18 protein-coding genes and 1 tRNA gene are annotated in these 13,475 nt (G+C 58.8%); all 19 read right to left on the reverse strand.

The annotated features are described in order from the left end of the window. Positions 1-15: 15 nt before the first annotated feature. The 19 genes from BJP08_RS11195 to BJP08_RS08225 all read right to left on the reverse strand — a co-directional run bounded on the left by BJP08_RS11195 (position 16) and on the right by BJP08_RS08225 (position 13,388). On the reverse strand, positions 16-633 hold the full coding sequence (locus tag BJP08_RS11195; RefSeq protein ID WP_083428481.1) for a hypothetical protein: 618 nt from the start codon (positions 631-633) through the stop codon (positions 16-18). A 3-nt stretch (positions 634-636) separates the two neighbouring features. Then, entirely contained in the window at positions 637-993 is a 357-nt protein-coding gene (locus tag BJP08_RS08150; protein WP_071569131.1) for a hypothetical protein, read from the reverse strand. A 96-nt stretch (positions 994-1,089) separates the two neighbouring features. Next, positions 1,090-1,146 (reverse strand) — tRNA-OTHER (locus BJP08_RS08155). A 102-nt stretch (positions 1,147-1,248) separates the two neighbouring features. Then, positions 1,249-2,247: a hypothetical protein gene (locus tag BJP08_RS08160; RefSeq protein ID WP_071569132.1), complete on the reverse strand. Its 999-nt coding sequence runs from the start codon at positions 2,245-2,247 to the stop codon at positions 1,249-1,251. A gap of 3 nt (positions 2,248-2,250) precedes the next feature. Further along, the gene (locus BJP08_RS11435) at positions 2,251-2,658 is read right to left on the reverse strand and encodes a hypothetical protein (RefSeq protein ID WP_143110069.1); all 408 of its coding nucleotides are present in this window, start codon (positions 2,656-2,658) and stop codon (positions 2,251-2,253) included. 15 nt (positions 2,659-2,673) lie between these two features. Next, positions 2,674-3,027, reverse strand: coding sequence for a hypothetical protein (locus tag BJP08_RS08165; RefSeq protein WP_071569133.1), 354 nt, complete (start codon positions 3,025-3,027; stop codon positions 2,674-2,676). After that, positions 3,014-3,379, reverse strand: a complete 366-nt coding sequence (locus BJP08_RS08170; RefSeq protein ID WP_071569134.1) for a hypothetical protein — start codon at positions 3,377-3,379, stop codon at positions 3,014-3,016. Before BJP08_RS08170 ends, BJP08_RS08165 begins: the two co-directional genes overlap by 14 nt. Next, complete coding sequence (locus BJP08_RS08175) at positions 3,379-3,801, reverse strand: Gp19/Gp15/Gp42 family protein (RefSeq protein WP_071569135.1); 423 nt, start codon at positions 3,799-3,801, stop codon at positions 3,379-3,381. The genes BJP08_RS08170 and BJP08_RS08175 overlap by 1 nt, the downstream gene beginning before the upstream one ends. A gap of 12 nt (positions 3,802-3,813) precedes the next feature. After that, the gene (locus BJP08_RS08180) at positions 3,814-4,167 is read right to left on the reverse strand and encodes a hypothetical protein (protein ID WP_071569136.1); all 354 of its coding nucleotides are present in this window, start codon (positions 4,165-4,167) and stop codon (positions 3,814-3,816) included. Positions 4,168-4,169: 2 nt separating this feature from the next. Further along, complete coding sequence (locus tag BJP08_RS08185; RefSeq protein WP_071569137.1) at positions 4,170-5,099, reverse strand: hypothetical protein; 930 nt, start codon at positions 5,097-5,099, stop codon at positions 4,170-4,172. Positions 5,100-5,122: 23 nt separating this feature from the next. Next, on the reverse strand, positions 5,123-5,512 hold the full coding sequence (locus BJP08_RS08190; protein WP_071569138.1) for a DUF2190 family protein: 390 nt from the start codon (positions 5,510-5,512) through the stop codon (positions 5,123-5,125). Between the two features lie 9 nt (positions 5,513-5,521). Next, positions 5,522-6,964: a head maturation protease, ClpP-related gene (locus BJP08_RS08195; RefSeq protein ID WP_071569139.1), complete on the reverse strand. Its 1,443-nt coding sequence runs from the start codon at positions 6,962-6,964 to the stop codon at positions 5,522-5,524. Next, on the reverse strand, positions 6,964-8,328 hold the full coding sequence (locus tag BJP08_RS08200; RefSeq protein ID WP_255364805.1) for a hypothetical protein: 1,365 nt from the start codon (positions 8,326-8,328) through the stop codon (positions 6,964-6,966). Before BJP08_RS08200 ends, BJP08_RS08195 begins: the two co-directional genes overlap by 1 nt. Before the next feature lie 12 nt (positions 8,329-8,340). Beyond that, on the reverse strand, positions 8,341-9,915 hold the full coding sequence (locus BJP08_RS08205) for a terminase large subunit (protein ID WP_177221740.1): 1,575 nt from the start codon (positions 9,913-9,915) through the stop codon (positions 8,341-8,343). After that, positions 9,863-10,243, reverse strand: coding sequence for a hypothetical protein (locus tag BJP08_RS11665; RefSeq protein WP_083428483.1), 381 nt, complete (start codon positions 10,241-10,243; stop codon positions 9,863-9,865). The genes BJP08_RS08205 and BJP08_RS11665 overlap by 53 nt, the downstream gene beginning before the upstream one ends. A gap of 121 nt (positions 10,244-10,364) precedes the next feature. Next, positions 10,365-11,135 (reverse strand): AAA family ATPase, encoded by a 771-nt coding sequence (locus BJP08_RS08215; protein WP_071569141.1) that lies wholly within the window; start codon positions 11,133-11,135, stop codon positions 10,365-10,367. Between the two features lie 204 nt (positions 11,136-11,339). Beyond that, positions 11,340-11,765, reverse strand: coding sequence for a Panacea domain-containing protein (locus tag BJP08_RS08220; protein ID WP_071569184.1), 426 nt, complete (start codon positions 11,763-11,765; stop codon positions 11,340-11,342). Beyond that, positions 11,758-12,669 (reverse strand): hypothetical protein, encoded by a 912-nt coding sequence (locus BJP08_RS11440; protein ID WP_143110071.1) that lies wholly within the window; start codon positions 12,667-12,669, stop codon positions 11,758-11,760. The genes BJP08_RS08220 and BJP08_RS11440 overlap by 8 nt, the downstream gene beginning before the upstream one ends. A gap of 143 nt (positions 12,670-12,812) precedes the next feature. Next, complete coding sequence (locus BJP08_RS08225) at positions 12,813-13,388, reverse strand: hypothetical protein (RefSeq protein ID WP_071569142.1); 576 nt, start codon at positions 13,386-13,388, stop codon at positions 12,813-12,815. Between the last annotated feature and the right edge of the window lie 87 nt (positions 13,389-13,475).

Genomic DNA, 13,475 nt, shown 5'->3' on the forward strand with positions numbered 1-13,475 from the left:
TTCTCCTTTTATGATTTATCCAGCGGTCAAACCACGTGCTTGCATGCGCGCCATCGCCGCCTGCTTCTCCGCCTGGTCCTTGCGGTCCTTACGAGCCGTAAGAAGCGGGTGCTGCTGCCCGGTCAAAGCACCGAAAATTCCGGCGAGAATGATCGACTCCGAAGTCAACGGGTCAAACTCCGATGAGGTCTCCGCCCAGAACAAGGAATCTGGGCGCCGCCGTAGCCCCTCCATGAGAATCGCCAGCCTGCGGGTTGACAATTTGCCACGCGGCCAGTCCCCCAGGTCCACCTGGTAGAAGTGCTGCAGGTCCGCTTCCACGAGCTCGAGGTAATCCACGACCCGCGCCAGAATCGACAGGCGTTCACGGTTAATCCCAATCGCCACAAGCCACGCCTCCACCAGGCGACGAGCATCACCAGCACGTGGGAACGCTAACCCCCACGACATTTGCGAACGGGCAGTCATAAAGTTCGGGTCCAACCCTTCACCCCGCAGCAAGGCGATAGTCGACTCAAAGCCCGCCATGATCGGGTCGGCCACGCCCTCCATGTGGACGGTTCGGCCAGACCCCAGCCGAACATCAAACTTGACGGTGCGCGCCCCCGCGGCTTCAACCTCGAGAGGCAACACAGGCTAGTCCTCGTGGTCGATAGTGTTCTCCACCGCGCCCACAGCTTCGCCGTACGCCGTCGACACAGCCTCGTAGTCACGAACCTTGGCACCGGCGTTCTTCAGCAGGAAACGCGACTTCGCGGTAAGTGCACCGGCGAGGAACGTTGCGTAGTTTCCGCGCTGGGCGTGGTCAAGGAGTTCGAAGTCGAGGTCCTGGGGGTCCTTGATGGCTTCGAGGGTGACCTTGTTGCCGTTGGCAAGGGTCACGGAAAACTCGATGGTCTCCACGGTCGTGTCGGCTGGGGTGTTCGTGGTCTTTTCGTCGGTGTTGTTTTCGACGACTTCCACCTTGTCGCTAGTGGTCTTTCGTGTAGTCATGTGTGGTCCCTCCAATAGGTTTAACAAGGTGGCCCCTAAAACGATTTGAGGTGTTTTCTTCCCAGGGACCACCCGAAGATGGAAGAAAACACCAAGTGCGGATAGCAGGAATCGAACCTGCGCCCTCATGCTCTGCCACTGAGCTATATCCACAAGCGGCCCGCGCCCAGATGAATCACTCAGGCGCGGGCCTAACCAATTGCCGTACATTACGGCGCGAGGACGTCACCCTCGCTATTTACCGACGTACCCCCGTTACTTCACGGTGATGGTGGTAGAAGAACCGCCCTCGAGAGAACCACCATTGGCAGTGACCGCGGACGCGCCATTGACGGTGTACGGACCGCCAGCTTTACCGGTTACAGTGACGCCAGTAGCACCAGCGGTACGCAGTGCCGCCTGGATGGTGGCGCCCGTAGCGTTGTAGTCCTGGGCGGCGGTCGTGTGACCGTCTGCGGTGATGGTGAACGTGCCACCGGAAACACCAGACGGCAGGGTCACGGTCTTAGCGACCGTGGCCGTCTCACCGGACTTGGGATCCTTGAAGTTGATAAGGTCCACACCGTCGACGCCCTTAGCAACCTCATCAGTTTCCTTGACGTAGACAACGCCCTTCTCTCCACCCTGCGGGACGAAGGCATCACCGGAGGCGATCTTGGACTCGAGGTTATCGATGTCCTGGAAGATCTTCTTCTCAACCTTCACGACAGCATCCTCCGTAATCAGGTAGTAGTTCTCCTCAAACATGACCTCATCGTCACCATTGATGTAGTCAATATTGAGAGTGTGCGCAGTCGGGTCATTGCCCTGGTTACGGTCAGCGACCGTCAGGTTGGCCTTTTCACGAGAAACCTTGATGCCCATAACTCCAGACTGGAACTTGTGGACACGGGCGACATACGCCTGGGCAACCTCGTTGGTGTGCTTGCGGTACAGCACGGAATCCTGGTTAACGGTATCCGGCCATTCGATGTAGTCGAGAACCGGGGAACCAGGAATGAGGTCAACGGAGCCCGTGACGTCACCCGCGGTGTAGGACGTTGCTGACTGACCACCAGTGAGCGGGGTCTTGTTCGAATCGACGTTGCGAGTTTCGTTCCAAGTGGAATCATTCGGCTCAAGACCAGCGGAGTGCCAGCCAGGGCCGAACGTGCCGGTCTTAATGTCAATTGCGGGGTTCTCCCCGAAATGCATGAGGACTTCCTTGTCCTCGAGGACTCGAATGTTAAGGCCCTCGGTACGCTTCTGCGCCATGATTTATACAACCTTTCGTGTTGTGCCACAGCTGTAGGAGCATGTGGCGACGTACCCGCCCTTGAGACTGTCCGGGCCAACGATGACGCCGGTAGTGCGGGTTCTGGAAATGGAAAGACCCAGCCCACCAAGCGGACTGAGCAAATACTCGTTAATGCTGCGCCCCACACGCCGCGCAATCGCATACGTCGGAGCGTGGACACTTACCCGCACGAGCTGGCGGTCATGCCCGGTATCCCGGACCTGCGGTGCCCCATCCGCGACTACGACAGCAGCACCCATAGTCGGGTTCCAGCCTTTCGGTAACGAGTGCTCACACACCGTCACCTCACTGGGTAGTGCACGTCGTAGCTGCGCGTACAGCTTTTGGGTCGGATCCTGAGAAAACAGGAATCCTGCAATTGAGTCCATAGGACACCTCCCCTGCTACTCCGGCGGGTTCAGCTGCAACCCAGCCGCATGAATAGCATTCGTAATAGCCCCTAGCCTGGCTTCGAAAGCCACAGCGTAGGGATGGTTAATGAGTAGGACTGCACGTTGACGCCCGACACGGTTCTCGCCCACCTCGACGTTGAACACCTCGGTCTGCGAACCATGGGTGAATCCGGCGGTGTCCGGCGTGAGTTCGCGCTTATCGGCGGGCCACGCCGCCTGCACAAATTCGGAGACTTCCTCCGCCGCATCCTGCGCCTGGGCCGCAACCTCTGGCTGCGCCAGCAGCTTGTCGAACGCGTCCTCGTTCCAGTGAAACGTCGGACGGTAGAACTTAGAGCCCGCCATCGTCGGACACCTCCGCAGCCACCGCGGTGAACACAACCTTGGGACGGTGACGTGACACAACAGGCCGACGCCCCGGCGAGTAGTCGAAGCCCCGTGCCTGGACGATGTACACGCGGCCGCGAATATCGACCCGCGCCCCGTCCTCCACGACAGCGCCAGGCGGGGCGTACACGGTCAGCCGGTTCACGTCCGCCGTGAAATAGCCATCGTCCGTGACCTCCGAATCACCGGCAGGGCCAATGACACAGTGCTCAATGGTGGCCACGACCTCGTTGCTCAGCAGCTTGCCGTAGTCGGAATACGTCGGCTCGCCCAGGACAGTGACAGTCTCCCCATGCTGGTCTGGAAACATCAACGGATCCTCTCCGGCCAGCACGCCGGTGGCGGGAACTTGCCCCGCGGACCACCTGGCATGCACAACCCTAGGTCGAGTCGCTGCTGGTCCGTCAGGCGGACGCCACCCCAGCCGACGGAATCAACATCAGCGAAAGTGATGGAATCTGACTGCGGTCCAGTCGTGGAGCTCGCGGAGCGCATGCCCACGTTCGGGCCAACGAGCACTGCGGCGGACACCATCTCGCGAATCACGCGGCGCACCACAGCTTCAAGCCACGACGTGCGCGCCAGCTCATCATCGAGTGTGCGCCCACAGCGCTGGAACTCCACCTCGAGGTATTCCACCGCGTCCGCGATGAGTGCCTCTATGCGCGGCTTCTCCGACTCGTCCAGTGGCCGAGGAAGGCGAGCTTCAATCTCGGAAACCTTAATCTCCATGAGATGGCCTCCTTACTGCGTCGCCGCGATAATCTCCTGCTTCGACAAGCCCTTCACCTCAACGCCCAAGGATTCGGCGTACTTACGCCACGTATCCACCGGGGCAGTCTTAGCCGGACGCTTGACGTCCTCGACAGGCTCATCGTCGGCGTACTCATCCTCAGACTCGTCAGTGCCATTCGCGTCCGCGTTCTCTGCGTCCTCGGCAGGCTCTGCGGTCTCCAGCTCAGCAATTTGCACAGCCGCCCCAATGCGAACAAGGCGCTCAGCCCACGGCGAGTCATCTTCTACGATGTCACCCTCGACAAAGTTCTCCCAGTCGGCACCCACCTTTCGGCGAGCCCAGGCAATCAATCGGATCTTCATGATTAACCCTTGATGCCGGTGATCCAGGCAGCGGCCTTCGGGTTATGGACTGCGAGGACGCGCTTCTGCGACAGCTTGTAGCCCACCTTGTCGTGACGCGGCTCATCAAACGGACCGGTCATTGCCAGGCGATTCGTGTGGGAGACAAGGCCCGGCTTGTTGTTCTCGTCGATGACGAGGATGCGGTCCTTGTACCAGAACTTCGGGATGATGATCTGCAGACCATTGAATCCGCGAGCAGTCACACCCTTGTAGCCCGCAAACACCGGATTGGTGTTGTCCAGGTTGCCTTCGTAGGCCGAACGCAGCTCTTCCGTCTTGATGAAAGAAGAAGCAAGCGAGCGAGGCACAACCATCGCGGTCGGGTCGAAACCGTAGGTGGCTTCGGACTGAACAACATCCGGGATCTCCGCATCAGCGATCTTCTCGATCGCCTTATCCGTGTCGCCGAAGATGTCCGCATCAGAAGTACGCCAGCCTGCGGCGGCGGCCACAGTACCAATGTCGGACTTCTCGAGCACGGACTTAAGGCGCTCGTAATTGGAGTAGGCCGCAGCATTGCGGAACTGAGTCAGGGAGCGGTTCACCTGGTCAACCTTGTTCTCGTCACGCATCTCGTAAGAGATGTCGAGCCAGCGGCCTTCTTTCTCCGCAGCTGCGACAATCTTGCCAGCAGACACCGGCAGCGTGGACGGGTACTCCGCGAATTCTGCGATGGTTTCCAGACCATCGACGGTGAACGGTGCGACGTCCTTCTCATAGGCGATGGAGCCGTTGTTATCTCCTACGTCTTCGAAGATAGCAGAGACCAGATCCCACTCTGTGAGGTATTCAAGAATGGGCTTGATGAACAGCTCCGGCATGCCCAGCAGCTCGGAGACAGAAAACTTCACGCCATCGTGGATGGAGTGAGTGGTAATCGGGGTAGTCATTTTTTTGACGTTCCTTTCAGGGGTTAGTCCAGGCGAACCAGGGCGCGAGTTGCAGACGGGGCTTGGTCGGTCACGACGCCAACCACTGAGCCAGCGGAGTAGGCTTTTGCCTTGCCTTCTGCGTCAGCGCCGACCTTGTCGCCGAAGGTGAGCTGGGCGGTAGTTTCGAGGTAGACCTCCATGCCGGAGTAGGCGACTGCCACATGCTCCGGCTTCTGCACAACGAGGTTGTTGTCCTCCGGTGCAGTCTGCGGGCCACCATCAGTAATGGCCACGCCGATAACCTTTTCTGCGTCAGCAGTTGCGGGCTCGACACCACCGTCTCCGGCCATGACGATCTGACCGCCCTTGATGTCCTTGACGGCTTTGAAAGTACGAGGGCCGCGCTCGGTAACAATGTTGATTGCGCTCATGATTTCTCCTTAGGGGTTGAGGTTGAGAGCGCGGACGATAGACGCCTTACGCTCGTCAGAAATGGTGTTGGGGTTTTCTCCGTCGTCGGTATCGTCGACGCCATAGCCGATCTCGGCACGCGGCACCGTATCCTTCGGATTCGAACCGTAGAGGTCACGGGCGATCTGCGGGTCACGCTTCATCGCTGCGACAGCCTTGCCACGCAAAGACGCGGAAATACGGCCGTCTTTAACCCAGGCATCGACCTCGGAAACAAGCTTCGATTCCTTGTCGCGCTCCATGGCCTGCCAACCGAACTTCGCCGCAGCCTTAAGCTCGTTGTAGGTCTCGCGGTCCAAGGACACGGCATCACCCGCGAGCTCGCCCGGAGTACCCGGCGCGGCGGGCTCCGCAGGCGTCGGCTCCGGCTCATCGTCGGCAGCGGCCTTGATGGTCACACCGGCGGTAAGCTCCGTCGGTTCACCTTCACCGGACTGGACGGGGACAGCGAGCGCGAGCTGCTCGCCTGGCTCCTCGTTCGGTGCGGTCACGGTGATGACGCCGGTGTCCTCAGCGACCTCGGCAGTCCAACCGTCTGCGACTTCACCCAGGGCGAATGTCAGACCAGACGGGACCTCACCAACCGGGGTGATAGTTGCCTTGCCAGTGGGCACGACCTGCGTGTCTTCCGGGTAGGAAAGCTCAACCTCGGTGTTGACCTGGACGGTTTCATTAAAAAAGCCGGAGAGTGCGTTCTGCACGTCCTCCGGCTTCTTGCCCAGCTCCTTAGCGAGCTGATTCAGAATGCTCATTGCATCCTCCTCCTGCCCATTGCTGGGCGTAGTAGTTTCTTCGTCCCCGGTTCCCGACCGGTGGACAGGACGCGGCGGTGGCGCCGCAGCCCGGTTAGCGAACTTGAACCGACGCCGCGCCAGCTTCGCCGCTGGCTCCGGTGCCGTGGATTTCTCAGCGATAACCTCATCGGCCAGACCTGCGGCCACAGCTTCGTCGGCGGTGTACCAGGTCTCGTCGCTCATGGCGGCGAGCCAGTCCTCGACAGTGCCGCCAGCCTTGGCGGCGTAGATATTCGCGAGCTTCGTGTCCTGGCGCTCGAGGTCCTTCAACGTCTTCGCGACCTCGTCCGCGTTGCCCTCCGCCCACGTCCACGCACGGTGAATCATCAGCTCGGAGGACGCGCGCATGAGCACGCGGTCCGCGCCGCCGACCGCAATGAACGACGCGGCGGACGCGGCGAGCGACTCCACAATCACCGTGACTTCGCCGCCGTCGTAGTCCTTCAGCGCGTTCATAATGTCGATGCCGGCGTACACGTCGCCGCCGCCGGAGCTAATGCGCACCGTCACGTCGCCCGTCATGTCCGCGAGCTGGCTCATGATGCTCTTCGCGGTAATCGAGTTCTCCGGCTCCCAAAAGTCCTCACCGATGGTGCCGTACATCAAAATCTCGTTCATTACTCACCTCTTTCATCGGTGGTTTGGGTTGCTGCTTCCACTGGAACGGTCGCAGTGGTGGTCCCTTCGTCCGAGGCGTCCGACAAGCTCACGCCGAACTGCTCCTCGAGCGTTTGCCGGTCCTTCTTCGACTGCAAGGCGTCCGTGAGTCGCTGCTTCGGCGGCAGCACGTAGCGGCGGCGAAGGTCTTCCTCGAGGTCCTTATCCGCGAGAATCAGACCCGCGTTCTTCAGCTGCGCGAGATCACCCGGCGCGATTTCCTTCTTTGAAGCGATCGGGTCCAGGGTGATGCGCGGCATGAGCCCGTCATGCTCTGGGAATGCCACACGCACCAGGTCCTCCACCACATGCTGGGTGGCGACGTCGGCGATCCACTCGGCGGTGGTCTGCAACGACTGGATGAACAAGTCCGACTGGGTTTCCGCCAACGCGTAACTACCGCCCTTGCCCTCCAAATTGAGGAAGTGCGCCAGCACACTCTTAGCAATCATGTTGTCGTGGTACGTGATCGCCTCACGTGGTGACATCAACTGCCCATTAACGCCAACAAGTGACAACTTCGCCTTCGCCGGAATCGCAGCACCCGCAGTCTTCCCGGCCCGGATACTCGACGCGATTTCCTGCCCAGCGCGAATATCCGCCTCCGGGTCGAGTGCAAGCTCGCTTCCCTCGTAGACCGGCACGCCCATGCTGTTGCGGTCAATGGCGTTGAGCTCCATGCGCAGAAGCTCATCGCGCAACTTCCAGTGCTTATACGCGGGGCGCAGAACAGACTGTCCAATCCACTGGCTACCGATGTCGTCAAACACGTAACCAACGAGACGCGAGACTGGAATCTCCACCGGCTCCGCGTTCTTCACACCAGCTGTGGCCCGCTGCTCAATGGACGCGAGTCCACCGTCCGCGGCGACCTTAATGCCGGTAATCGTGCCAGGCCAACGCGGAGCCAACTTCACCAAATGGTCACGACCATCACGACCCGGCGCATACACCTGCTCAAAAAACATGTGGCCAAACTGCAGTGCACGCAAAGCGTCCTCGAGGTGCTTGTCCCACGACACACGGCCCGTGCGCGCCGCCACCGGCTTGCCGGGATCCTCACCCTTGACATGCATACGCAAGTCTTCGGCAACCAGCGCCACGACTTCCTCCGGCGCGCCATTCGGATCCAGATACCAGGTAGCACGCCGAATCGGCAGCATAACAGCACGCAACACCGACTTCACCTGCGCATCCTCACGCCCCATCTTCGCAAACACACGAGACGACGCCGGGAAACGCAAAGCCCAGTTATCCTCCGCCAAAGCAGTATTAGACACCGTGCGCGCAGCACCAACCTCACGCTTCACCAGTGGCTCCGTCATGACCACACCTCCTTAAAAATCAATACCCGCAGCACGAGACACCCCCACCGAAGCAACAGCAGCCGCCGAACCAACAAAACGCCGCTTCGACTTCACATCCACTTCCGCAGGAATCGCGTACTCCTGCAGGCCCCACACCGCGAACGCCGCAGCATTCAGAGCGGACACGTTGCCCTTGTAACGGTCCAAGCTGCGGTAGCGAGACGTAGAGCGTTCCTCCGCCACAGCCCACGCAGCCACCCAACGCGGATCGTCATCATGAACGATCCGACGCTCGGCAATCATCCGCAGGAACAGCTCATACGCCGCCGACACTTTGCCACCCGTCAACACTTCCGGGGCAACCCCGGCATGCTCCAACGGATCAATCAGCGTCGCGACCGGACCAGAGCCATCAAGCAACAATGCCAGCGGGTCATTCGCCGCGATAGAACCACGCGCCGACGCCACGAGCTCATCCCGCTTAAAGTCCTCATGCGGCGACAGAGTCAGGAACACGCGACCATCGCTCAGCCGTACCGCCGCGACCATGCCCACATGCTCACCATCCGGCGTCGTGTCAATGGCAACCACGTTGTCCGCAGTCGCGCCCTCCGGCGTGCCAGCCAACGAGTCCCACACGTCCGGGGCAATGATCGGTGTGAACTCGTCGAGGTCCTTGTGCGTGAACCACTCGCCCCAGCCGAGCGCTTCGACGCCGAAGTTGATGCGGCCTTCTTCGGTGTTCATGCGGCGCATGATTTTGCGCATCTTCTTCGCATTCGAAATCACGCCATACGATGGATTAGCCACCCGCCACGTCTGCTCATCCTCCGGATCCATATCCTCCGGTGCCGCGTACTCCGACAAGTAGACCGGCTCATTTTCGTCGAACTCCGTGAGCGCCTGCTCGCGCATCGACGAGAGCACGCGACCGTTCGCGTGTTGCGGGAAGTCACGATGCACCGACGAAGACATGAAGAACACCTGCGGGTCCTCCGCTGCCTGGACAAGGAAGGCCAGCGCCGCCATCTCCGAGTCCGTCAAGTTGTACGCCTCGTCGTAGATAAGCAGGTCGACCTTCGTCAGGCCACGGCCAGCGTCCTGAGAGCGGGTGGTGAACACCACGCGCCCGCCATTCGAGAGGAAGATCGTGCCACGGCCCTGCGAGCACGTCTTCGACGTGACCCGCTTCGACAGAAACTTACGGCTACGAACAATCTTCCACGTCTGCTCCCACAACTCCTTGGCGGTCTCCCACTGCTGGGCAGTAAACAGGACGTTCTGACCAAGGACGAAAATACGGTAGATGACGATGAGCGCGACCAGGAGGGACTTGCCGTTCTGGCGCGGGCAAATAAGCACCGCATCGGAATGCACCCACGTGCCGTCAAGGCTCGTCGCGTTGATGGCGTTGATTTCGTGGCACTGCCATGGGAAAGCTGTAAGCCCGACGCGACGGGCCAGCTCGATGTTCTTACGCCCGTGCTCGTGAATACCCGGCGCTTCACACAGATTCAGCGGAGTTTGCTTGCCCGTGAGCATGGGGAAATCGTCACAGGTCGGATAGTCCTCCCTCTTCGTCCTCTCCATCGTCGTCGTACTCACTGCGCCTCCTAGCGATCTCCACAATAAGCTGTTTGAACACGGTCTCTGTCTGCCTTTGCTCGCGCAGCACACCTCCGACTTGTAGGACGAACTCGCCTTCCATATCGGTCGGCAGCAGTCTCCCCCACTCGCGGTCATCCCGCGTGGCCATGCGATGCAGGCGGTCGAGCCGGTCCTTGACGCGGCACGCTTCTACAACCAATGCGGTGACATCGGCGGGGTCTCTGGGGTCGTTCATGTGCTCCCAGAGGTCGCGGCCACCACGTTCGAATGCCTCCATCTCGTAGAGGTTTTCCAAGTGGTCCAATTCCTTGGAATCTCCCATCATTTCAAACCTCCGTTAGCACTGGTCAACGAAACTTTTTGGCCGCGTGTAAAAAATCCTCGGACTCGGAGTCATGAGGGCAGGGGTCCGCTGGGGTACCCCCTTAAGATTTAGACCACCCGGTCTATTTCCATACGAACGCCGCCGCGTCGCCGTCCTGCTCGCCACGCCGCAGTGCCTGCGCGCCCGCCTGCGGGGCTAGCGACTCCGATGGGTGCTTCCCGGTCAGCGCGGGGCGTCGCGCGTCGTAGCGACCGTCCTGGCGCTGCGAGTTACAGCGGCTATGCAGCAGCCGATCTGGCTGCTCGCCGTTGCGGGCTCCATGCGCGTTGGAGTGGTCGGCAGCGAGTGCTTGACCATCCCAGTTACGCCGCTTGTCCTTGTGCATCGGCAGTCCGCACCACCAGCACGGCTCACCGTCGCGCATAGCGAGCAGCAGGCGTTTGCGCGGCACGTCGTGCGCGTGGTGAGTGTAGCCGCGTTCACGGGCGTTCTTCTTCGGCTTGGCTTTCCGCTCGTCGTACCACTTGGCGGCGGCGATGGCGGAACCATACGGGCGCTCCTGCTTGCAGCGTGCCATGACCGTCTTTTTGCCGGGGTCGATGGTGTGGAATTCGGCACCGTGCTTGGTGTACTCGGCGCGCTGCTTGCCACTGGGGTTGGTGTGTATCAACCAGACGGTGACCTCACGTGTGAGTGCGGTGTCGATGGCTGCTTGTCGTGCTGCCTTAGCGACGGCTAGGACGTCGCCGGTGTGCTCGTGGTTGCCCATCGGCTTACCCGCCAGTACGTTGGCCAGGTGGTCAAGGTCAACGATGATATCGCCGTGCTGGGCGTGCTCACGCACGAACGTCGACTTCCCTGCTGCCGGAGGACCCATTATGACATGCAGCATGTGGTCCTCCCCTCGTATTGTGTCCGGCTCCGGTCGTGAGCCGGTGGCCTGCGTCTGCCCGCTTAGAACCATGACCGATGGAATTGTTGAAGCGGTCGCGGGTAGTTGGCGGCAGGACTGAAAAACGCGAAATACCCCCGAGCTGGTCGAGGGTATAAGTTGTCGTCGCGTCGATTATATCACACAGCGTGACAGTGTCTAGAGCTACTCCGCGTAGTACCGCCTCATCTCTTCTTGCGTGATTTCCTCATTATGCCACGGAGCGTCCTCATGAAAATTATCCAACCACGGATCTTCTTCGTGCGTGCGATTTCGAAGTTCCCACCCAGTTAAGCCTCCAAACGCTTCACATACACTGTCAATAACGTCTTGATCTTCTTCTCCCAAAGGGTGACCATCGTCGGCGTTAAGATCTTCAGCGTCGATCATGTATTGGCCACGATGCTCATTAAAGAGCTCGTATACAACAGGACCGTGAGTCCATGCATGTATCGTCTCGTCGAACATTGGGCGGTCATGCCAGGCCAAACAATATGCCTGGCAGTAATAGACAAGCTTCTGGAGCTTCATGGTTGTCATCTCGCCGAAGTTCTCCAGAATGTAGCGAGCGACGTCGATCGAACTAGGCATCGTGATCATCTCCCTGCTTTTCCGCTTGAACTATTCTGCGCTTAGGCTTGGACGGCCTAATTGGTTTCCGCCTTATGCTCGACTCTACTTGATCCCTTTTAAATTTTGGTTCTGGCACGTGTGTTGCGCCATCCTGCAGTGCTAATTTCAAAAGTGGGATAAACGCTTTAATGAGTCTGTGTCGTCGTTCATCAAAAAAATTCTCTTCAGTGGAGTCACAGGTCAGCATCGCAAAAGTTTCATTGTCCTCGTCTCTAAGTGCAATATTGACAAATGATTTGTAGGCAGGGCGATTCACTTTACCTTTGTAGTAATTATCCTCGCCTAAAGCTACGAACTCTTCTGGCGAATTGCAATAGTATCGTCCAATTCGGAATAGCTCGTCAAAGAATTCACTTCCAGGCGGCTCCGTTGAATTGAAGCTCAAGCGAGGAAGATCGCTCCGTCCACCCCTTTGAAAGACGTAATTTTTAAAAGAAACAGTTGCTTCTTCCTCTGTGTCGGAATTGAATTCTCGTTCTACATTGGGGTCCCCGTCTGCTTTTTCTTTTCGCTCACCAGAGTCTTTTCGGTAGAGGCAAAGTCGAACACAATTATCTTTCCCTTCAGGTTCGAGAAGTCTCCGTAGCTCATCCAGCACTGTTTCGATATATATTTTGGCAAGTTTGTCATCGGGCGGTACTGATGCTGCATAACTCAGCCTTGAATGCGATTTATCGATAGCACGAACAAGGCCGTCAAAATCTGTTTTAGATCGGGCATCCAGTTTATCCTTATCAGCGTTTCTTAGAGCCCAAGAGCCTGCCGCAAGAAATGGGGCGAGCACTGCCGATACTGCACCTACAAAATCCGGACAAAACAGCGGTAACCCAGCAGCTCCCGCGCCACAAATACCGGACGCCACTGTGAGAATCGTAGAGGCTTTTCCATAGTGAGTTCGGGAGCGTCCAAACCATTTTTCTCGTCTTTCGCGCGTGAAGATAGCCGAGCCGTTACTGTTTTTCCCCACCTGAACCTCACCTTGTTCTGCTTGATCTCTTTAACATGTTATCCCAGTGCCTGAATCACTTTGGACAGTCGGTAGAGGTTCTGCCCGACGGCATCCTTTTTGGCCGTGATCTTGCCCCTCTCGGCCCATTTCCTCAGTAGTTCAGGCGTGATCTGGTACCCCTGTCGTCGGAGTTTGTAGCTGATGGTTCGTGCGGTGAGCCAGACTTCCCCATCGTTGCCATTTTTACTATCGCCGACGGGTCGGCATCGTTGGCTGATGATGCGCTGTTGGTCGCGGAGCTCATCTACTAAGTCGTTGGCCCAGTCGAGTTCTGACACTGCCTGGGCGTAGAAGGCTAGTTTGCAGCAGAGCGCGACTGCCCCAGCTTCGTCGTCCCGGACCTTGACTCCAATGTCGCTGAAGGCGTTGAAGGCAACTTCGCGGAGTTTGGCTGACTGGTCGAGGTAGCAGGCAACATACAACCAATTGCCTGGGGATTGTGGACCAGGCCGCGGCTTCATAACGCGAGTCTCGGGTGGTTTGGGGCGGGAGTATTTGAGTTCGTTGAGTTCTTGGTAGAGGTAGGCAAGGCTACGGGCGAGGTGTCGGAGTTGGTACATGTCAACACTCATGTTGTCTCCTTTCGTGTCTGCGGGTGATGAGCTGTTTGAAGCATTCTGTTTCACCTGGCGGGATTGGGTGGTTGATGGTCAACAGGA

Origin of the sequence: Corynebacterium sp. NML140438 (assembly GCF_001875725.1) — a bacterium.
GTDB lineage: Bacteria > Actinomycetota > Actinomycetes > Mycobacteriales > Mycobacteriaceae > Corynebacterium.